Raw genomic sequence first — 16,637 nt, forward strand, 5'->3', positions numbered from 1 at the left:
TTGCGGCTTTCACGCACCGCACGGCACCATGCGCCGTCGCCCTTGCCGGATCCGTCGATGGAAATCGCCCACCGCCGCGTTGCCACCGTGCACTTCACCCTGTCCGATGACAGCGGCCAGCGCATCACCACCACCCGCGGCCACGATCCGCTGGTCTACATGCACGGCAACGGCTCGATCATCGTCGGGTTGGAAGAAGCCCTAGAAGGCAGGAAGGCCGGCGAAAGCTTCACCGTCGACATCCCGCCCGAGCGCGGATTCGGTCCGCGCCACGACAGCCTCGTGCAGACCCTGCCGCGCACGATGTTCAACGGCAGCGCCACGCCTGCGATCGGCGAAAAGTTGCGCGCGCAGACCGAAAAAGGGCCGCTGGACGTGGTCGTGACCGCGCTCGACGACAGCCAGATCACCGTCGACGGCAACAATCCGCTGGCCGGGCGCGTGCTGCGCGCGGACGTGGAAGTCGTCGGGGTGCGGGTGGCGACGCCCGACGAGCTCCAGTTCGGGCTCTGAACCAAGGCGGCGGCATTCGCCACATTCGTTCCGCCGTTCAGTCCCGGTGGGGGCATGCGAAGGCGCCCGCCCGGTTCCCCCACAGCCGGTTGGCTAGAATGGGCGCATGTCGTTCTTCGCCAACCAGATGCTGGTCGCGCTGCCCGCGCTCCAGGATCCCAATTTCTCGCGGACCGTCGCGCTGATCTGTCAGCACGACGGCGACGGGGCGATGGGTGTGGTTATCAACCGGCCCTCCGAATACACCTTCGGCGACCTGCTCGACCAGATGAATATCCTGCTGCGCGACGAGCGCCTGCGGGACCATCGCGTGCTGGCAGGTGGCCCGGTGCATCCGGAACGCGGCTTCGTGCTGCATGACGGTGAGGGCGGCTGGGATTCGAGCCTGGCGATCAGCGAGGGTCTGCACGTGACCACGTCGCGCGACGTACTCGAAGCGATGGCGGCTGGCGACGGTCCGGAACACGCGACCGTCGCGCTCGGTTGCGCCGGTTGGGGCAAGGGCCAGCTGGAACGCGAGCTCACCCAGCACAGCTGGCTGACCGTGCCGTCGGATGCACAGCTGATTTTCGAGACGCCTCTCGACGCGCGCTGGCAGGCGGCCGCCGGCCGCATCGGCGTCGACATGATGCACATCGCCAGCCACAGCGGCCGCGCATGAGCGACACGCCCACGCCGGCGATCCGCCGCGATGGCACGGTGCTCGGCTTCGACGTCGGCTCGCGCCGTATCGGTGTGGCTGTCGGCAGTGCTTTTGGTCACGGCGCGCGTGCGCTTGCGGTGATCGATGTGCATGGCGAGCAGATCGACTGGCAGGGCGTCGACCGCCTGCAGAAGGAATGGCGGCCTGACGGCATGATCGTCGGCGATCCGATGACGCTCGAAGGCGGCGATCAGCCGGCCCGTGCACGTGCCCACGCATTCGCGCGGGAACTGGTCGCGCGGTATCGATTGCCTGTGGTGTTGGTAGACGAACGCGCCAGCTCGATCGAAGCTGCGCAACGCTTCGCGATCGATCGCGCCGAAGGCCGACGCAAGCGTCGCGACGCCGCGGCGCTCGATGCGGTCGCGGCCGCTGTAATCGTCGAGCGCTGGCTGGCGTCACCGGATGACGGCGTCCCGGTCTGAGGCTTCGCGCTGCAAGCTGCTGACGCCGCACCTCATCCCATGAAGCGTCACACGGCACTCGCCGCATCCGCGCCGCTGCGGGACAATGGCACCCCCGACGCCGCACGTGCCCCGCGATGACTTCTGCTCCCGATGCCCAGATCGACGCGACCGGCCGTCTGCGCCATCTGCTGACGCTCGACGGCCTGCCGCGCGCGACGCTCGAAGCGCTGCTCGACCGGGCGCAGGCGATGGCCGACGCCGGCGAAGTCAACGCGCGGCTGGCCGGCATCGCGGTCTGTACGCTGTTCTTCGAACCCTCCACGCGCACGCGGCTGAGCTTCCAGCGCGCCACCCAGCGCCTCGGCGCGAACGTGCTCGGCTTCGATGCGTCGACCTCGTCGACGACCAAGGGCGAGACCGCGCTCGATACCTTCCGCAACATCGAGGCGATGGGTGTGCGCGGTTTCGTCGTGCGGCATTCCGACGATGGCGCGGTCGCCGCGCTCGCATCCGCCGCCGCGCCGGACACCGCGCTCATCAATGCCGGCGACGGCCGCAGCGCGCATCCCACCCAGGGCCTGCTCGACATGCTCACCCTGCGCCAGGCCAAGGGCACCGATTTCTCGGGCCTGAAGGTGGTCATCGTCGGTGACGTGCGGCATTCGCGCGTCGCGCGCAGTGATCTGCATGCGCTGCGTACGCTGGGTGCGGGCGAGATCCGTGTCTGCGGACCGGCCTCGCTGCTGCCCGATGCCGCGCTGCTGTCGGGTTGCACGGTGTCGCACGATCTCGACGCCGCGCTCGAAGGCGTCGACGCGGTGATGATGCTGCGGCTGCAGCGCGAGCGCATGGCCGAGGGACTGGTCGATTCGCTCGAGGACTACCACCGCGATTACGGTCTCGACGCGCGTCGCCTGCGCCGCGCCGCGGGTGACGCTGTGGTGCTGCATCCCGGGCCGATGAACCGTGGCGTCGAAATCGACGACGACGTCGCCGACGGTCCGCAGTCGCTGATCCTGCGTCAGGTCGCCAATGGCGTCGCCGCACGCATGGCAGTGCTGGAAACGCTGCTCGGCTGAGAGGCTGAAAAACATCGCCCGCCTGCTGCGGCCGCCTCCAAACGCCCATGACGGCAGCGCACAGCGCGAAAACTGCGGTCATCTGGTTCACCAGACTCCCTGGTTTTCGCACTGTGCGCCTTGCCATGGACACTTGGCGACGCCCTCGCGACGGCGTTCGATTGCTTCCCAGCCTCTGGGGCTCCGCCGGCGCGAATCCGGTATGGTGCGGCGTCCCCAGGCCGCGCCCACACGATGTCTTCGAACGATCCCGATGCTTCCCTGCCGGCGCAGGCCGCCGCCGCGCCCGCGCACGCACTGACCCCGCGTCAGCTGGTGATGATGGGTCTGGGCAGTGCGATCGGCGCCGGCCTGTTCCTCGGCTCCGGCGTCGGCATCCAGACCGCCGGTCCCGCCGTGCTCGTGTCGTATCTGATCGCCGGCGCGCTGGTGATCGTGGTGATGCATGCGCTGGGCGAGATGGCCGCGGCCAAGCCCGCCAGCGGCGCATTCTCGGTGTACGCGGCCGATGCGATGGGCCCGGTCGCCGGCGCGACCGTGGGCTGGCTGTGGTGGTTGCAGGTGGTGATCGTGATCGCCGCCGAAGCGGTCGGCGCGGCGGGGTTGCTCGCCTCGATCTGGACGTCGCTGTCGGTACCCGGTCTCGCGGTGTGTTTCATGGTGGTGTTCACCGCGATCAATCTGCTGGGCGTGCGCAACTTCGGCGAGTTCGAATTCTGGTTCGCGATCCTCAAGGTCATCGCGATCCTCGCCTTCATCGCGATCGGCATCGCCCTGATCGCCGGCTGGTTGCCAGCGGTGGCATCTCCGGGCCTGTCGAATCTGCTGGGCCCCGATGGCTTCGCGCCGCGCGGCTGGGCTGGCATCGGCGCAGCATTGCTGGTCGTGGTGTTCGCGTTTGGCGGCACCGAGATCGTCGCGATCGCGGCGGCGGAAACCAACGATCCGGCGAAGAGCCTCGCGCGTGCGATCCGTACCGTCGCATGGCGGATTCTCGTGTTCTATCTCGGCTCGATCGCAGTGATCGTCGCCGTGGTGCCGTGGGACAGCCCGGCGCTGTCGTCGCCGTTCGCGGCCGTGCTGCAGGTCGCGCGCATTCCGGGCGCGGCGACCGCGATCACCCTTGTTGCGGTGATCGCGCTGCTCTCGGCGCTCAACGCCAATCTCTATGGCGCCTCGCGGATGATCTGGTCGCTGGGTCGTCGCGGCGATGCGCCGGCGGTGCTCGGTCGCAGCGACCGTCGCAACGTGCCGATCGCCGCCGTCGTCGCCAGCGTGACCTTCGGGTTCGCCGCCGCCGCGCTGGAACTCGCATTCCCGCAGCGGGTACTGCCGGTGCTGCTCAATATCGTCGGCGCGACCTGCCTGCTGGTGTGGACGCTGGCGCTGGTCTCGCAGTACATCTTGCGTCGCCGCGCCGATCGCGCGAATTCACCGCTGCCGTTCCGCATGCGCGCATTCCCGGTGCCCACGCTCGCCGCGCTGTCGGTGCTCGCGGTGATCTTCGCGATGCTGATCGCCTCGCCGGACACACGCGCGCAGTTCCTGTCGATGGCCGCGCTCACGCTGGCCATCGCCGGCCTCAATGCGCTGGCGCAACGTCTACGGCGGACACCGTCGGCAGGCTGACACGCGAAACCCGGTCGAGGTCGACCGCGCCTGCGTGTCAGCGCTTCTGCGCGAACAGCCACGGCCATAGCGCCTCGGTGCGGTAGGTCGCATCCCAGCTGTTGTGATTGGCGTCGGGAAACTCGGTGTAGCGCACGTCGGCGCCGACATCGCGCAGCGCGACGTGCATGCGCCGCGACTGTTCCGGCAGCACCACGTCGTCGAGTGCGCCGTGGAAGATCCAGACCGGAATATCGCGCAGGCGACGCGCGGCCTCGGCGAACGGATCGCCGGCCGCGCGCGTGGATTCGACGAACAGATCCTCGAGATCGGGCCGCGAGCCGGGCGGGGTGATGCCGCCGCAGACCGGCACCAGCGCAGCGAAGCGTGTCGGCTCGCGCAGTGCCAGCGACCAGGTGCCATAGCCGCCGCGCGACATGCCGGTCAGCGAGGTGCGGCTGCGGTCGCCGTCGAATTCCGCGGTCGCCGCATCGAGCGTCGCCAGCGCCATCATGGCGGTGTCGCCTTCCCAGGATTCGCCTTCGGGTGATTGCGGGAACACCACCAGCGCCGGGAAATCCGCCGCGTGCGCGCGCACGTAGGGCCCGAGTCCGGCGTGGATCTGCTTCTCGCCGTCATCGCCGCGCTCGCCCGAGCCGTGCAGGAACAGCACCGCCGGCAGCGGACGCGGCAGCTGCGCCGACGGCACGAAGACCTGGTAGGCGTAGCGGCGGCCGTTGGAGGTGAGCTCGCGGCGCACGAAGCGGCCCGGCGCCGGGCCAGACGCAGGCAATGCGCTCACGCAGCCCGACAGCACAGCGGCACCGCCGGCGAGGGCGAGGCCGCGCAGCAGGCGGCGGCGTGCACTGGAATGGGAGACGTTGGACATGCGATCACTCCGGAATGGATCAGGCGAAGGTCCACAGACCCAGCGCCAGCAGGTGCAGGACGACCATCGCGACGAACACCTGACGGTAGGCTGGTTTGGCGCGTTTGTGACGCAGCAGCTGCTGCGCGAACCCTGCGGCGGGCCAGCCGCCGAGCAGTTCGAGCAGATGCAGATGCGCCTCGGGCGTGCGCCAGCGTCCTTGGCGTGCGGCGTGTTTGTCGAGTGCGTAGGCGGCTGCAGTCAGCACATTGAGGCCGGCGAGCGCGGCGAGTGCGAGGTGCGGCAGGCGTCCGGACACGACCCCGTATCCGAGCAACGCACACCAGGCGGCGATCGCGATCAGCAGTCCGCGCATGCCGCCCGCCGGTGCGGACGATGCACGTCCATCGCGGCGCTTCGACGTGGCGCGTGCCGTGCGCGGTGATTGCGCGGTGCCGACTGCGGCGACGTGGACCGCGCGCCAGCGTCCGTCGGCCTGCCGCTCCGGCGTGTAGCGCACACGTGCTCCCGCGCCCGGGCGTGCGCCGCTGCGATCGAAATCGCGAACGTGGAAGAACAGACGATCCGGTCCATCGGCAGCAGCGTCTTCGGGCGTGATGAAACCGAAGCCGCGCGCGTCGTCCCAGCGTTCGATCCGTCCGAATCCGGCACGTGCGCGCATGGTCGTGGCCTCAGCGCAGCATGATCGCGGTGGCAAGGCCGAGGAAGCTGAAGAAGCCGACGATGTCGGTCACCGCGGTCACGACGACGGTGCCGGCGACGGCGGGATCGACACCCATGCGCTTGAGCAGCAGTGGCAGCAGCGTGCCCGCCAGCGCGGCCGAGCAGAAGTTGATCACCAGCGCAGCGAAGATCACCAGCGACAGCACCCAGTCGTGGAACCACACCAGCGCCACAAGGCCGACCAGACTGCCGATCAGCAGGCCGTTGATCAGCGCGACGCGCAATTCCTTCCACAGCAGGATGCGCGCATTGCTGGCGCCGACCTGGCCCAGCGCGATGCCGCGCACCATCAGCGTGAGTACCTGCACCGCGGCATTGCCGCCGATGCCGGCGACGATCGGCATCAGCACGGCGAGCGCGACGATCTGCTCGATGGTCGCTTCGAAGCGGCCGATCACGAACGCCGCGAGGAACGCGGTGCACAGGTTGATGCCCAGCCACACGACGCGGCCACGCACGGCGCGCCTGATCGGCGAGAACAGATCCTCGTCCTCGTCGAGACCGGCCGCGGACAGCGCCTGGTGCTCGGCCTGCTCGCGGATGATGTCGATCACGTCATCGACCGTGATGCGGCCGAGCAGGATGTTGCCGTCGTCGACGACCGGCGCCGAGACCCAGTCGTTGTCGGAGAACTGGCGCGCGACCTGTTCGGCGGATTCTGCGACGTGGATCGAATCGAGCTCGTCGTCGATCAGTTTGTTGATCGGCGTGCCGGGCTCGCGCGTCACCAGATCCTGCAACGCGACCCAGCCCGCCAGCTGGTGGCGGCGGTTGACGACATAAAGGTGATCGGTGTGCTCGGGCAGTTCGCCGCGCAGGCGCAGGAACCGCAGCACCACGTCGACGGTCGTGTCGGCGCGCACCGTCACCACGTCGGGATTCATCAGTCGGCCGGCGGTGTCTTCGGGATACGAGAGCACCTGCTCCAGACGCTCGCGGTTCTCGCGGTCCATCGCCCGCAGCACTTCGTCGATCACCGCGTCTGGCAGGTCCTCGACGAGGTCCGCCAGATCGTCGATGTCGAGATCCTCGACCGCGGCGACCAGCTCGTCGGCATCCATGTCCGCGATCAGGCTTTCGCGCACCTCGTCGCCGACGTGGACCAGCACCTCGCCGTCGTCTTCGGGATCGACCAGACCCCACACGACCATGCGCTTGTCGTGCGGCAGCGATTCGAGGAGGTTGCCGATCTCGGCCGGCGCCAGCGTATTGACCAGCCGGCGGACCGGTCCGAGTCGACCGCTGTCGAGTGCATCGGACAGCAGACGCAGCTGGCGCGCGGTCTTGTCGGGGCGGACGGCTTCGGCCATGTAAAGCTCCGTTGCGCGTCGCGACAGTCTCGGCGCGACAGGGGTCAGATGTGCATCCCGCCATTATCCGGGATAGCGCACGTCTTACGCCATCGTCCGTGCGTCGAAGAGCAGGTGGGCTTCACGCGGCCGGTGTCTGCGACGGACGCGCGTACCGGTGAAACAGCGGCTGCAGCCGTCTGCGGCGGGTGCGCGGACTCAGTCCGCGGCGTGCACCGGCTGCACCGCATCGAGCCAGCGCTCGATGCCGGCGCGGTCGCGGGCGCGCAGCAGCGCAGGGGCACGGGCACGCAGATGGCCGAGGTCGAGGGCGCGGATCGCGCGGCGGACTTCGAGAAGCGGCGAGGGGTGCAGGCTCAGTTCTTCGATACCGAGCGCGAGCAGCAGCGGGGTGAAGCGGGCATCGCCGGCGATCTCGCCGCAGATGGACGCCGGCATCCCACGTGCACGGGCCACGCGCACGACGCTGTGCACCAGTCGCAGTACCGCCGGGTGCAGCGGCGAATACAGATCGCCGAGCGCGTCATTGTTGCGGTCGGTCGCGAGCAGGTACTGCACGAGATCGTTGGTGCCGATGGAAATGAAATCGAGATCGCGGGCGAAGGTCGGCAACGCGATCGCCGCGGACGGCACCTCGATCATCGCGCCGAGCGCGATCTGCGCGGCGGTCTCCTGACCTTCGCGCGCGAGATCCTTCAGCACGCGCGTGAGCAGCTGCCGCACCGCAATGACTTCCTCGCGGCCGCTGACCATCGGCACCAGGATCCGCACCGGGCCATAGCCGGAGGCACGCGCGATCGCACGCAGCTGGGTTTCCAGCAGGCCGGTGCGCGCCATCGACAGCCGCACGCCGCGCAGGCCGAGCGCAGGGTTGGGTTCGTTGCGCAATGCGAGGCCGCTGTTGTCGGCCTTGTCGGCGCCGATGTCGAGCGTGCGGATCGTGACCGTGCGACCGGTCATGCCGAGCACGAGATCGCGATAGGCGCGGAACTGCGCGTCCTCGTCTGGTACCTCGCGACCCTGCAGGAACAGGAATTCCGTGCGGTACAGGCCGATGCCCGCCGCGCCCAGCGCATGCGCCTCGGCGACGTCCTCACGCGATTCGGCGTTCGCGTACAGACGGATGTCGACGCCGTCGAGCGTCTTGCTGGGCTCGCGGCGCAGGCGGCGCAGTTGCTTGCGCTCGCGTTTTTCCTCGCGCAAGCGTGCGCGGTAGACGCGCAGATCGCTCGGGCCCGGCTCGATGACGATCTCGCCGGTGCTGCCGTCGATGACCAGCACGTCGCCGTCGTTGATCGCACCCAGTGCCTGCGGCGCGTTGACGATCAGCGGCAGGTGCAGGCTGCGGGCGAGGATGGCGGTGTGCGACAGCATGCTGCCGCCCGAGGTCACGATGCCGAGCACGCCTTGTGCATGCAGGCGGCCGATCTCTGACGGCGCGATCGCATCGGTAACCAGGATTTCGCCGGCGACGCCCTGCAGCTCCGCCTCGTGGTCGTGCAGCGCGGCGTGCACGCGACCGATGACGTGGTCGATGTCTTCGATGCGGCTGCGGAAGTAGGCATCGTCCATGCCTTCGAACACGGCCGCGAGCCGGTCACGTTGCAGCCGCAATGCGTAGTCGGCGCCGTACAGGCCCGAGCGCACGAGTTCGTCGAGGCCGTGCAGCAGCTCCGGGTCTTCGAGCAGCAGGGTGTGCAGGTCGAGGAATTCGCCGACCTCGTGCGCCAGCGCGCCGTGCAACTGGTCGCGCATCGCGCGGATCTCGCCGCGCACCTGTTCGATCGCGGCATGCAGTCGCGCCAATTCCGCTTCGGCCTCGGCGGGCGCGACGCGCGCCTCGGCGACTTCAAGCGCATGCGGTTCGCGCACGCGTGCGCGACCGAGCGCGCTGCCGCGGGAGGCACCCTGTCCGTGGAGCCCCTGCCGCATCAGCCCTCCTCGTCGAACCTGCGCTCGAACAACGCGGCAGCCGCCTCCATCGCGGCGGCTTCGTCCTCGCCATCGAGTCGCAGTACGACCTGGGTGCCGTGACCGGCGGCCAGCAGCATCACGCCCATGATGCTCTTGGCGTTGACCTCACGGCCCTTGGCGACGAGCGTGGCGTTGCAGCGGAAGCCCGACAGCACCTGCACCAGCTTGGCGGTCGCACGGGCGTGCAGGCCGAGCTTGTTGGCGACGAGCAGTTCGCGTTCGATCATCGGGAAGCAGTCCTGGTACAGCGCGGGGGAAAGAGAGTGGAGCGGTGCGACTCAGGCATCATCGAGCAGGACACCGTTGCGGGCACCTGCGGCAGCGGTGGCCGGCAGATCGCCGAGCGCCTGCTCAGGATAGTTCATGACCCGCAGCAGCATCGGCAGGCTCAAGCCCGACACGCGCCGCGCCGGCGTGCCCAGACGCGCCAGTTGCGCGGCGACGTTGCTCGGGCTGGCGCCGTAGAGATCGGTGAGGATCAGCACGCCGTCGCCCCCGTCGACACGCCGCATCGCCGCGCTCGCGCGGGGCAACGCGACATCGGGATCCTCGTCGAACGGCATCTCGAACACGTCCGTCTTCAACGGAAGCTGCTGCATCAGACGGGTCGCCACCGCGAGCATCGCGGAACCGATCCCCTCGTGGGTCATTAGAAGTACGCCGACGGCCATCCGTGGACGTTAGCAGAGCAGGGGGATCGCCCGGAAGCGTCGTGCGCGCGACGCTGCATCCGTGCGCGTCGATGCTGCGTTGCCGCAGGCGTCAGTCGAGTTCGCGATGGTAGGTCGCGACGTCGCGCCAGCCCTGTTCGCGCGCATGCCGCGCCAGTGTTTCGGCCAGATACACCGAGCGATGGCGACCGCCGCTGCAGCCGAAGGCAACGGTCACGTAGCTGCGCGTGTCGCTGCGCAGTCGCGGCAGCCAGTTGCCCAGGAACTGCGAGACCTGGGCGATGAATTCGCCCACGTCCTCCTGGGCTTCGAACCAGGTGCGCACGTCGGCATCTCGACCCGACAGCGGGCGCAGCCGCGGATCCCAGTGCGGGTTCGGCAATGCACGTGCGTCGAATACGAAATCCGCATCGGCCGGCACGCCGCGCCGGTAGGCGAAGGATTCGAACAGCAGCGAGACCGACTGGTCCTGGGCGAGGTCCAGTTCGGTGACGATGCGTCGGCGCAGCTGGTGGACGTTGAGATCGCTGGTGTCGATGACCGTGTCTGCGAGGCTGCGCAGCGGACGCAGCAGATTGCGTTCGAGCGCGATCGCGTCGGCCAGCGACAGGCCGACCCGGCTCAGCGGATGGCGTCGGCGGGTGTCGGCGAAACGACGTAGCAGCACTTCGTTGCCGGTCTCGAAGAACACCAGTCGCGGGTCGAGACCCAGCGCGCCGACATCCGACAACCAGCCCGGCACCTTCGACAGATCGGTGTGGCGGTTGCGCACATCGATGCCGACAGCAAGCCGCCGCGGTGGCTCGTCGGCGCGGGTGAGGTTGGCGACGAAGTCGGCGAGCATGCCCGCGGGCAGGTTGTCGACGCAGTAGAAATCCAGATCCTCGAACGTGCGCAGCGCGACCGACTTGCCGCTGCCCGACAGGCCGCTGACGACGTAGAACAGCGGCGGCGTCGTATCGCTCACGGCGCACCCCGCTCGAGGAATTGCGAATGCCGGGCGAGGAACGCCGCAGCCGGGTCGAGACCCTTGGTGCGCAGGATGTGGATGCGCGTGGCGGCCTCGGCGAGCACCGCGAGGTTGCGACCGGGCATGACCGGCAGGGTGATCAGCGGCACGTCGAGATCGAGCACGCGACGCATGCCCAGATCACCGGTCAGGCGCAACATGCCGTCGCCATCGCCGGCCATCGTGTCTGCGTTGGGCCGGCTGAGATGGATGATCAGGCGCAGGTACTTGTTCCGCTTCACGGCGGTGTCGCCGAACATCTCGCGGATGTTGAGCACGCCCAGGCCGCGCAGCTCCAGCAGGTCCTGCAGAAGTTCGGGGCAGGTGCCGTCGAGCACGTCGGGCGCGATCTGGGTGAACTCGGGCGCGTCGTCGGCGACGAGACGATGGCCGCGGGTGATCAGTTCCAGCGCCAGCTCGCTCTTGCCCGAACCCGACTCGCCTGTGATCAGTACACCGATCGAATACACCTCCATGAAGACACCATGCAGGGTGATCCGCGGCGCCAGCTGGCGCGCGAGGTGGTACTGCAGCAGGTTCAGCAGTTCATGGCCGCGGTTGGGCGAGGTCCACAGCGGCGTCTGCGATTCCTCGGCTGCTTCGCGCAGGTCTTCGGGGCAGGGCTGGTCCTTGCTGATGACCAGCGCGAGCGGCCGGTACTGGATCACGCGTTCGATGGTTTCCCAGCGCAGGCGCGAATCCAGCCCGTCGAGCCACGACAGCTCCTCGGTCCCGAGAATCTGCACCTTGTTGGGATAGATGATGTTGAGATAGCCGGCGAGCGAAGGCCGGCGCGCGACGGTTTCGATCGACTCGAGCACCTTGCGGCCGCCGTGCTGGCCGGCAAGCCAGCGCAGGCCCAGACGCTCGTGCAACTGCGCGAACAGCTCCTGCGCCTGGATGCTCGCGTTCACGCGCGAACCGTGTCGGCGAGCGGGGCGGCGTCGAGCAGCAGACTGCGCAATCGGGCGAGATCGGGCGCGGCGCGCAGATCGTCACGGAAGTCGGCGTTGGAGAAATATTCGACCAGTCCCGACAGCGTCTGCAGATGCTGCTCGACCTGGTGATCGGGCACGCACATCGCGAACACCAGATCGACCGACTGGCCGTCGGTGGCGTTGAAATCGATCGGATGCGAGAGCCGCAGAAACGCGGCGCGCGGTTCGCGGAATGCGGTGCTGCGTGCGTGCGGAATCGCGACGCCGCGACCGATGCCGGTGCTGCCCAGTTGCTCGCGCTCACGCAGTGCGTGGCCGAGCAACGGGGTCAGCGTCGGGGAATTGCCGGCGAGCAATCGCGCGGCGGAGTCCAGTACGACATCGCGGGAACCGGGTGCGACCAGCATCACGATGCGGTCGGCCGAGAGCAGATCGGAGAAGGACATGCCGCGCGTGGCCCGGAGGCAATTCGTGGGAGCAGCAGCCTAGCCGAAAGTGCCGTCGCGTGCAGGGCTCTCGCCGCGGTGATGGTCGACGACCTTCTTGCGATGCTTGACCAGCAGGCGGTCGACCTTGTCGGTCAGCTGGTCGATCGCGGCGTACATGTCGGCCGCACTCGCATCGGCGTGGAACGTCTTGCCGGCGATGATGGCGGTCGCCTCGGCCTTGTGGAGCAGCTTTTCGACACTGAGCTGGACACGCACGTGCAGTGGCTGATCAAAGTGCTTGGCGAGCTTCTGGAACTTGGTGTCCACGTGCTCTCGCAGTGCGGGCGTCACCTCGAGCTGGTGGCCATGGGTCTCGACATGCATCAGCAACCTCCTTCAACGGTTCGGGAAGGACCCGTCCGCGATCGACGCGAACGATCGGGTCCAGAGTAGCGCGGCGGAGGCCCGGTGCAAGCGCCGCCCGTCACGTCTCTGGGACCAACTTAGGGAACCGGAAGTTCAGGCGATGCGAACGCGCTCGTGCGACGAGACGATGTGCAGCGCTTCGCGGTATTTGGCCACCGTGCGACGTGCGACCGGCACACCGGCGGCCTTGAGCAGATCGGCCAGCCGCGCATCCGACAGCGGCTTGCGCGGGTTCTCGGCCTCGATGAGGCTGCGGATCATCTGCTGGATCGCGGTGCTGGACGCCTCGCCGCCGCCTTCGGTGCCGACGCCGGAATCGAAGAAGTCCTTCAGCGACAGCGTGCCGCGCGGTGTGTGCACCCATTTGCGCGCCACCGCACGCGACACCGTGGATTCATGCATGCCGATTTCCTCTGCAACTTCGCGCAGTGTCAGCGGACGCAGTGCGCGCTTGCCGAATTCGAGGAAACCGGACTGCTGGCGCACCAGGCAGCGCACGACCTTGAGCAGGGTCTCGCCGCGCGCCTCGATGTTCTTCAGCAGCCAGCGCGCTTCCTGCAGGCGTCCCTTGAGATAACCGGCATCGCTGGCGCCTGCGTGCTGGATCATCTGCTCGTAGCCGCGATGGATGGTCACGCGCGGGAAATGCGAGCCGGCGAGCGTGACTTTCCAGACGCCGTTCTGACGCGCGATCACGCAATCGGGCGTCACGTAATTGTCGTGCGGCACGTTGCCGATCTGCGCGCCGGGACGCGGATCGAGACTGCGCAGGAGTTGCAATGCGGTCGCGGCTTCCTCGGGCGGACAGCCGAGCGCATCCGCGAGTCCCGGCGCGCCGAGTTTCGGCAGACGTTCGATGTGATCACGCGCGGCCAGCAGCGCCACCGAGCGGCCGGGCGTGTCCACGCGCAGCGGTTCGAGTTGCAGGCGCAGGCATTCGCCTAAGTCGCGTGCGCCCACGCCGACCGGGTCGAAACGCTGCACGCGGCACAGCACTGCGGCGACTTCGCCCGCGGTGGCGCGTGTTTCCGGCAGCAGCGCCGCGACGATGTCGTCGAGTGATTCGCGCAGATAGCCGTCGTCGTCGATCGCATCGATCAGCGCAATGCCGATGTTGCGGTCGCGCGTGGACATCGTGCTCAGATGCAGCTGCCAGGACAGGTGGTCCTGCAGGCTTTCCGACTGGATCATGCGGTCGGCGGCATCGCCGTCGCCGTCGTTGTCGCCATGGCCCTGACCACCGCCGCTGCCGCGTTCGTTCCAGCCGTCGTCGCCATCCCACGCAGCGGTGGGTTCGACATCGCCGTCGCGGCCGTTGTCGTCGTGATCCTGGCGGGTGTTGTCCTGATCCTGCGTATTGCCGCGTTCGGAGAGCGGCTGCGCGGAGATGGACTCGGGTTCTTCCCAGTCGAGCAGCGGATTGCTCTCGACCGCGGTGGTGATCTCGGTTTCGAGTTCCACCGTCGACAACTGGAGCAAATGCAGCGCCTGACGCAATTGCGGCGTCAGAACGAGATGTTGCCCCAGCGATGTCTGCAGACGTGGCTTCATCGACTCCGGAACTCCCTGACCGGATGCGTGCGCCGACTACAGACGGAAGGATTCCCCCAGGTAGACACGACGCACGTCGGGATTGGCCAGCAGTGCTTCCGGAGCCCCCTGCGCGAGCACGCCGCCGTCACTGAGGATATACGCCCGGTCACAGATCCCCAAGGTCTCGCGGACGTTGTGGTCGGTGATCAGCACGCCGATCCCGCGTTCCTTGAGATGGGTGACGATCCGCTGGATCTCGCCGACCGAAATCGGGTCGACGCCGGCGAAGGGTTCGTCGAGCAGCATCATGCGCGGATTCGCGGCCAGTGCGCGGGCGATTTCCACCCGGCGTCGCTCGCCACCCGACAGGCTGGCACCGGCCTGGTCGGCGACGTGCGTGATCTGCAGCTCGTCCATCAGGTCGGCCAGCGTCTTCTGGCGGCCGGCCTTGTCGAGATCCTCACGCAGCTCCAGCACCAACATGATGTTGTCGGCGACGCTGAGCTTGCGGAACACCGACGGTTCCTGCGGCAGGTAGCCGACGCCGCGCTTGGCTCGGGTGTACATCGGCTCGGCGGTGATGTCGTGACCATCCAGTACGATCCGGCCGGCATCGGCCGGCACCAGGCCGACGATCATGTAGAAACAGGTGGTCTTGCCGGCGCCGTTGGGGCCGAGCAGGCCGACGACCTCGCCCGATTCGAGCGTCAGCCCGAATTCCTTGACGACCTCGCGCTGCTTGTAGCTCTTGCGCAGACCTTCGGCGACGAGCATCAGCGGCCGCCCTGCGCTGCGGGCGCCGGCTGCGCTGGCGTCTGGTTGCGCGGCTGGAACTGCATGCGCACGCGGCCCTGGCCTTCGCCGCCGCCCTGCACCCGGCCGGTCGACATGTTGTAGACGATGCGCTGGCCTTCGATCTTGCCCTGGCCCGGCTGGTTGACGACGGCATTGCCGGTCAGTACGACGGTGTCGCTCGTCATGTTGTAGTCGGCCTGGGCGGCGGTCGCGTCGACCCAGCCACCGTCGTCCATCTGCTGCTTCATCTTCACCGGGCCGCCGTTGAGGATCACGCGCTGGAATTCGCCGCTGCTGCGGCGCAGGTCGGCGCGCGTCGCCTGGATCTCGAGCGTGCCCTGGGTGATCGTCACGCCGCTGGTGAGCAGGCAGGGCAGTCGTTCGTCACTGACCGAGCAGTCACTTCCACCGGCGTCGACGTCGAGCGGCTGGTTGCGGTCGGACGACTTCGCAACCGCGCCCATCGGCACGGCCAGCGCGGCGACCAGAAACAGACTAGCGGCGGGAATTCGGTTCATTGCGGAATTTCACCTTGGAAAGAAGCTCGATCCGTCCCGAATCGAGGTCGGCACGCATGCCGGTGCCCTGCATTGTAGAACCGGGCTGTTCGACGTCGACCAGCGCGTCGGACGTGGCCTGGTTGCGTTGCGGAAAGACGTTCATGGCCTCGGTGCGCATGCGGGTCGGACGCGGACTGCCTTCGGGGCTGTCGGCGGTGACCTCGCCGCGCAGGCGGACTTCCTGGTTGTCCTCGGACACCCAGCCGGTCTTCGAGCGGATTTCCCAGCGGCCGTCGCCTTCTTTTTCCGGGACATGGAACAGCGGGGTGACGAGTTCGAGCGTGCGCGCGCCAGGGGTCTGCTGCAGCTGCGGGGCCTGCAGCGAGAACGCTTCGCGGCCTTCGTTGTCGAGGGCGACGATGTCGAAGTCGCGCAACAGGTAGTCGGTGCGACCGTCTGCGGGATCTTCCGAGACGATCGTGTCCTTCTGCCGCCAGGCCGACCAGCCCGAGATCAGCGCGCCGAGCAGCAGCACGACGGTCAGGGTCAGGCGCCAGTTCACGAGACCCGCCCATCGGCGTGGATGCCGGCCAGGCGGCCCTGCGCATGCAGGATCAGATCGCACAGCTCACGTCCGGCGCCGCGGCCACCGTTGGCGCGGGTGCGCCAGTGCGCGCTGTCGCCGGCGCAGGCGTGCGCGTCGGCGGGCGACACGGCGAAACCCACGGCGCGCATCACGCCGACATCGGCCAGGTCGTCGCCCATGAACGCCACTTCGTCCAGCGTGATGCCGAGCGAAGCGCACAGTGATTCGACGCGCTCACGCTTGTCGGCGACGTGGACATGCGCCTCCACGCCGAGGTCGGCCGCGCGGCGCTCGACGATGCCACCCTTGCGCGCGGTCACCAGCGCGACCGCGATGCCGACCTTGCGCAGCAGCACCAGACCCTGGCCGTCATGGACATGGAAGGTCTTGATCTCGCGGCCGTCGCTGTCGAAGCCCAGGCTGCCGTCGGTCAGCGTGCCGTCGACGTCGAAGCACGCCAGGCGCACGCGGGCGGCGCGGGCGAGGATTGCGTCGGAGACGTCGGCGAAGGGGGCAAGGGCGTCGGGCATGGTTTCGAAAGTATC

The 16,637-nt window shown here is 68.3% G+C and carries 20 protein-coding genes; 5 read left to right on the top strand and 15 right to left on the bottom strand.

Going from position 1 to position 16,637, the window contains the following annotated elements:
- Window positions 1-57 precede the first annotated feature (57 nt).
- The 5 genes from LU699_RS13720 to LU699_RS13740 all read left to right on the top strand — a co-directional run bounded on the left by LU699_RS13720 (window position 58) and on the right by LU699_RS13740 (window position 4,331).
- A complete protein-coding gene (locus LU699_RS13720; protein WP_232137068.1) occupies window positions 58-513 on the top strand; it encodes an FKBP-type peptidyl-prolyl cis-trans isomerase in 456 nt (151 codons plus the stop codon).
- A gap of 106 nt (window positions 514-619) precedes the next feature.
- A complete protein-coding gene (locus LU699_RS13725) occupies window positions 620-1,174 on the top strand; it encodes a YqgE/AlgH family protein (protein WP_232137067.1) in 555 nt (184 codons plus the stop codon).
- Window positions 1,171-1,641 (top strand): Holliday junction resolvase RuvX, encoded by a 471-nt coding sequence (gene ruvX, locus LU699_RS13730; RefSeq protein ID WP_232137066.1) that lies wholly within the window; start codon window positions 1,171-1,173, stop codon window positions 1,639-1,641. Before LU699_RS13725 ends, ruvX begins: the two co-directional genes overlap by 4 nt.
- A 116-nt stretch (window positions 1,642-1,757) precedes the next feature.
- The gene (locus LU699_RS13735; RefSeq protein ID WP_232137065.1) at window positions 1,758-2,702 is read left to right on the top strand and encodes an aspartate carbamoyltransferase catalytic subunit; all 945 of its coding nucleotides are present in this window, start codon (window positions 1,758-1,760) and stop codon (window positions 2,700-2,702) included.
- Between the two features lie 234 nt (window positions 2,703-2,936).
- A complete protein-coding gene (locus LU699_RS13740) occupies window positions 2,937-4,331 on the top strand; it encodes an amino acid permease (RefSeq protein WP_232137064.1) in 1,395 nt (464 codons plus the stop codon).
- 37 nt (window positions 4,332-4,368) lie between these two features.
- Here the strand turns inward: LU699_RS13740 and LU699_RS13745 are convergent, their stop codons facing one another.
- From LU699_RS13745 to LU699_RS13815, 15 genes are all read right to left on the bottom strand, one after another.
- Window positions 4,369-5,199, bottom strand: a complete 831-nt coding sequence (locus LU699_RS13745) for a carboxylesterase family protein (RefSeq protein WP_232137063.1) — start codon at window positions 5,197-5,199, stop codon at window positions 4,369-4,371.
- Window positions 5,200-5,218: 19 nt separating this feature from the next.
- A complete protein-coding gene (locus LU699_RS13750; RefSeq protein ID WP_232137062.1) occupies window positions 5,219-5,860 on the bottom strand; it encodes a DUF1294 domain-containing protein in 642 nt (213 codons plus the stop codon).
- Between the two features lie 10 nt (window positions 5,861-5,870).
- Window positions 5,871-7,232 (bottom strand): magnesium transporter, encoded by a 1,362-nt coding sequence (mgtE, locus tag LU699_RS13755; protein WP_232137060.1) that lies wholly within the window; start codon window positions 7,230-7,232, stop codon window positions 5,871-5,873.
- 198 nt (window positions 7,233-7,430) lie between these two features.
- The gene (gene ptsP / locus LU699_RS13760; RefSeq protein ID WP_232137058.1) at window positions 7,431-9,164 is read right to left on the bottom strand and encodes a phosphoenolpyruvate--protein phosphotransferase; all 1,734 of its coding nucleotides are present in this window, start codon (window positions 9,162-9,164) and stop codon (window positions 7,431-7,433) included.
- A complete protein-coding gene (locus LU699_RS13765; RefSeq protein WP_159679726.1) occupies window positions 9,164-9,433 on the bottom strand; it encodes an HPr family phosphocarrier protein in 270 nt (89 codons plus the stop codon). Before LU699_RS13765 ends, ptsP begins: the two co-directional genes overlap by 1 nt.
- Before the next feature lie 51 nt (window positions 9,434-9,484).
- Complete coding sequence (locus LU699_RS13770) at window positions 9,485-9,877, bottom strand: PTS sugar transporter subunit IIA (RefSeq protein WP_232137057.1); 393 nt, start codon at window positions 9,875-9,877, stop codon at window positions 9,485-9,487.
- 91 nt (window positions 9,878-9,968) lie between these two features.
- Window positions 9,969-10,844 carry an RNase adapter RapZ gene (rapZ, locus tag LU699_RS13775; protein ID WP_232137056.1) on the bottom strand — a complete coding sequence of 292 codons (876 nt, stop codon included), beginning with the start codon at window positions 10,842-10,844 and terminating at the stop codon, window positions 9,969-9,971.
- Window positions 10,841-11,800, bottom strand: coding sequence for an HPr(Ser) kinase/phosphatase (hprK, locus tag LU699_RS13780; RefSeq protein ID WP_232137055.1), 960 nt, complete (start codon window positions 11,798-11,800; stop codon window positions 10,841-10,843). The genes rapZ and hprK overlap by 4 nt, the downstream gene beginning before the upstream one ends.
- On the bottom strand, window positions 11,797-12,270 hold the full coding sequence (locus LU699_RS13785) for a PTS sugar transporter subunit IIA (protein ID WP_232137054.1): 474 nt from the start codon (window positions 12,268-12,270) through the stop codon (window positions 11,797-11,799). Before LU699_RS13785 ends, hprK begins: the two co-directional genes overlap by 4 nt.
- 39 nt (window positions 12,271-12,309) lie before the next feature.
- Complete coding sequence (hpf, locus tag LU699_RS13790; RefSeq protein WP_232137053.1) at window positions 12,310-12,636, bottom strand: ribosome hibernation-promoting factor, HPF/YfiA family; 327 nt, start codon at window positions 12,634-12,636, stop codon at window positions 12,310-12,312.
- Window positions 12,637-12,771: 135 nt separating this feature from the next.
- Window positions 12,772-14,229: an RNA polymerase factor sigma-54 gene (locus LU699_RS13795; RefSeq protein ID WP_232137052.1), complete on the bottom strand. Its 1,458-nt coding sequence runs from the start codon at window positions 14,227-14,229 to the stop codon at window positions 12,772-12,774.
- Between the two features lie 36 nt (window positions 14,230-14,265).
- Window positions 14,266-14,985 (bottom strand): LPS export ABC transporter ATP-binding protein, encoded by a 720-nt coding sequence (gene lptB, locus LU699_RS13800; RefSeq protein WP_232137050.1) that lies wholly within the window; start codon window positions 14,983-14,985, stop codon window positions 14,266-14,268.
- Entirely contained in the window at window positions 14,985-15,524 is a 540-nt protein-coding gene (gene lptA / locus LU699_RS13805; protein WP_232137048.1) for a lipopolysaccharide transport periplasmic protein LptA, read from the bottom strand. Before lptA ends, lptB begins: the two co-directional genes overlap by 1 nt.
- On the bottom strand, window positions 15,502-16,068 hold the full coding sequence (gene lptC, locus LU699_RS13810; RefSeq protein WP_232137047.1) for an LPS export ABC transporter periplasmic protein LptC: 567 nt from the start codon (window positions 16,066-16,068) through the stop codon (window positions 15,502-15,504). The genes lptA and lptC overlap by 23 nt, the downstream gene beginning before the upstream one ends.
- Entirely contained in the window at window positions 16,065-16,622 is a 558-nt protein-coding gene (locus LU699_RS13815; RefSeq protein ID WP_232137371.1) for a KdsC family phosphatase, read from the bottom strand. The genes lptC and LU699_RS13815 overlap by 4 nt, the downstream gene beginning before the upstream one ends.
- Window positions 16,623-16,637: the final 15 nt, after the last annotated feature.

Origin of the sequence: Luteimonas fraxinea, assembly GCF_021233355.1 — a bacterium.
Taxonomy (GTDB): Bacteria; Pseudomonadota; Gammaproteobacteria; order Xanthomonadales; family Xanthomonadaceae; genus Luteimonas; species Luteimonas fraxinea.

Coding starts and splice junctions, on each gene's coding strand:
- LU699_RS13720 (WP_232137068.1), top strand. CDS start 58: ATGGAAATCGCCCACCGCCGCGTTGCCACCGTGCACTTCACCCTGTCC.
- LU699_RS13725 (WP_232137067.1), top strand. CDS start 620: ATGTCGTTCTTCGCCAACCAGATGCTGGTCGCGCTGCCCGCGCTCCAG.
- ruvX (WP_232137066.1), top strand. CDS start 1,171: ATGAGCGACACGCCCACGCCGGCGATCCGCCGCGATGGCACGGTGCTC.
- LU699_RS13735 (WP_232137065.1), top strand. CDS start 1,758: ATGACTTCTGCTCCCGATGCCCAGATCGACGCGACCGGCCGTCTGCGC.
- LU699_RS13740 (WP_232137064.1), top strand. CDS start 2,937: ATGTCTTCGAACGATCCCGATGCTTCCCTGCCGGCGCAGGCCGCCGCC.
- LU699_RS13745 (WP_232137063.1), bottom strand. CDS start 5,199: ATGTCCAACGTCTCCCATTCCAGTGCACGCCGCCGCCTGCTGCGCGGC.
- LU699_RS13750 (WP_232137062.1), bottom strand. CDS start 5,860: ATGCGCGCACGTGCCGGATTCGGACGGATCGAACGCTGGGACGACGCG.
- mgtE (WP_232137060.1), bottom strand. CDS start 7,232: ATGGCCGAAGCCGTCCGCCCCGACAAGACCGCGCGCCAGCTGCGTCTG.
- ptsP (WP_232137058.1), bottom strand. CDS start 9,164: ATGCGGCAGGGGCTCCACGGACAGGGTGCCTCCCGCGGCAGCGCGCTC.
- LU699_RS13765 (WP_159679726.1), bottom strand. CDS start 9,433: ATGATCGAACGCGAACTGCTCGTCGCCAACAAGCTCGGCCTGCACGCC.
- LU699_RS13770 (WP_232137057.1), bottom strand. CDS start 9,877: ATGGCCGTCGGCGTACTTCTAATGACCCACGAGGGGATCGGTTCCGCG.
- LU699_RS13785 (WP_232137054.1), bottom strand. CDS start 12,270: ATGTCCTTCTCCGATCTGCTCTCGGCCGACCGCATCGTGATGCTGGTC.
- hpf (WP_232137053.1), bottom strand. CDS start 12,636: ATGCATGTCGAGACCCATGGCCACCAGCTCGAGGTGACGCCCGCACTG.
- LU699_RS13795 (WP_232137052.1), bottom strand. CDS start 14,229: ATGAAGCCACGTCTGCAGACATCGCTGGGGCAACATCTCGTTCTGACG.
- lptB (WP_232137050.1), bottom strand. CDS start 14,985: ATGCTCGTCGCCGAAGGTCTGCGCAAGAGCTACAAGCAGCGCGAGGTC.
- lptA (WP_232137048.1), bottom strand. CDS start 15,524: ATGAACCGAATTCCCGCCGCTAGTCTGTTTCTGGTCGCCGCGCTGGCC.
- LU699_RS13815 (WP_232137371.1), bottom strand. CDS start 16,622: ATGCCCGACGCCCTTGCCCCCTTCGCCGACGTCTCCGACGCAATCCTC.